Annotated in this window: 2 protein-coding genes and 1 pseudogene; 1 reads left to right on the top strand and 2 read right to left on the bottom strand. The window is 38.4% G+C overall.

Going from position 1 to position 2,086, the window contains the following annotated elements; genetic code table 11:
• Positions 1-131: pseudogene (locus EHSB41UT_RS24395) on the top strand (IS481 family transposase); the annotation flags it as partial.
• A 58-nt stretch (positions 132-189) separates the two neighbouring features.
• On the opposite strand, the gene EHSB41UT_RS24060 reads toward EHSB41UT_RS24395, so the two are convergent.
• Together EHSB41UT_RS24060 and EHSB41UT_RS25000 are read right to left on the bottom strand one after the other, a co-directional pair.
• Positions 190-1,818: a TIGR04141 family sporadically distributed protein gene (locus tag EHSB41UT_RS24060; RefSeq protein ID WP_087113419.1), complete on the bottom strand. Its 1,629-nt coding sequence runs from the start codon at positions 1,816-1,818 to the stop codon at positions 190-192.
• Positions 1,819-1,995: 177 nt separating this feature from the next.
• On the bottom strand, positions 1,996-2,086 hold a 91-nt coding region (locus tag EHSB41UT_RS25000; RefSeq protein ID WP_341350363.1), incomplete at its 5' end, for an IS3 family transposase.

Below are 2,086 nucleotides of genomic sequence, written 5' to 3' on the forward strand. Positions count from 1 at the left end.
GGGATCTGGACGACTGGTTGGATTACTACAATACTCGTCGCACCCATCAGGGCAAGATGTGCTGTGGGCGCACGCCAATGGAAACGCTGATAGCTGGCAAAGAGATCTGGATGGAAAAATTCATCGATTGAATTTGACCTGACAGACACCCTCTTGAAAATCGGTAACTGTCAGATCAGGTCTGAATTACTACAGTTTAGGCTCTTTATCAACGCCAGCAATAGAAACAGAGAATCCTCTTTGTGTAAGATTCTCAAAAGCTTTGGTTAAGTTGACCTTGCTGAAAAAAGGTAGGTTATTTTTCAAAGATGATGAATCTTCACCTAGAATCAAAAATACCACTTCAACACCATCACTTTTAAAGTTGTCAAGAGGAACACTATCTTGTAAGCCGCTGCTGACTTTTCGTAGAACTTTACGAGCTTCTTTTCTGAATTCCCTATCACCCAGTAAAACTTCTGCGGAAACACTCCCTTGTGCAAAAAGATGACTCAAACCAGCAGAACCACCTTTTCTGTGTTTTACATGTATTAGCTGCTTGTTGTCTGTCATTAAGTCGCACAGCTCAATAGGTGTAGTTGTTCTGTTACTCTTTATTAGCCTTTTGTCTAAAAGATGATAGCTTTGATCGTTAGCCACTCGTTCATTGTAATCACCCTCACTCTCAATTTTGGATTTGGTTTTACCATCCTTTACTTCGTCCCAAGCGTAAACGTTTGGGAAGCATAAATGTGATAGCTCAATTTGCGACAGTGATGCATTAATTCTGGACATGAATGTATTGTCAATTTCATACCATAATCCAGAAAACAATATATATGTCTTGTTGCTTTCTTTGTACTCAAAATAGATGCACTTGTATATGTGATATTCTGACTCATTTTCATGAATATCATATACAAAAAGTCGATCTCTTTTTATGGATTCTATAGATAATGCAGGTAGATCCAGATTGTTAAAATATTCGCTTTCTTCTATCGTAGGTCGTATAGAATTTTTGCTTCTAGTAAAGCTAAATCCCCAGATAGTATCCCACTGAACAATTTCAGGAATTGTTATTGTTATGTCACTACTTGTATTTCTGAAGCTTTTTAGTAGTTCTTTATCCAGTCTATCTACTTCTGACTTCTCTTTGATTTTCCTGATGTTATCGACCCAGGAAAACTCATCTTTATATGAGTCGTTGTTATAGTAGCCAGATAATAGGCTAACTAGGTCTGATATTTCATTGACATTAATTTCAATTCCAAATGAGAATACAGAGTCTCCACCTGAAATATTCCTCAGGTTTACACCTTTTTTCGGTGATCCTGTTACTGCCCTTAAAACATCCCTAGAAATATCGATTCCAAAAACGCCAACAGTAGACTCTCTTGATGCTTGAGACTTTTTTTGCACAGCTTGATCTTCTAAGGTGTAGAGATCAACGCTTCGCAAGCTATCATGGTTGAGTGTGTTTAGAGCAGTCTTAATACCAAAATCTTGTATAAAGTATTTAGTATCTATCAAAAACCTGCCATAACCGAAAGTGAAGGCCATGGTATAATCTGATTTTTTTACGATGAGTACCGCTGAGCTTGATCTATTTCCTAATTCATCAATATCAGAACCTGTTATGCTTTCTGTGAATTCACTCCACTTAGGCTTTTTCTCTTCTGGTATTTTTACAAAAAGTTTTCCATCGAGTTCATGCTGTGGATTCAACTCATATGTATTAACCTGAGCAGTACTCTTCAAGAATTCTTCAGCATTAAGATCTGAGTGATCACCTTTCGCTAAGAATGCATTCAGATAAAGGTACGGCTTTTTTTCTTCCACTGAAATAGACTCCTTATTGTTACTTTTTGTTGCCAAATTTCTATGTGCGGGCAACACCCTCACTTTCAAGAGGAAAGTTACTTTTTACTCGATGCTGACGATTACAGCGCATAACGCTTGGTTCAGGTGCGCCGTAGGCGTTGATCTTCCCCCGATAAAATGGACACCTCTCTGCAGCTAAGCTGCGGCCTCGTATTCTACCGGAGATTGATAATTAAGGCTCGAGTGCAGTCGAGCGCGATTATAAAAATGCTGGATATAACCCGCA

Source organism: Parendozoicomonas haliclonae, from assembly GCF_900174585.1.
Lineage (GTDB): Bacteria > Pseudomonadota > Gammaproteobacteria > Pseudomonadales > Endozoicomonadaceae > Sansalvadorimonas > Sansalvadorimonas haliclonae.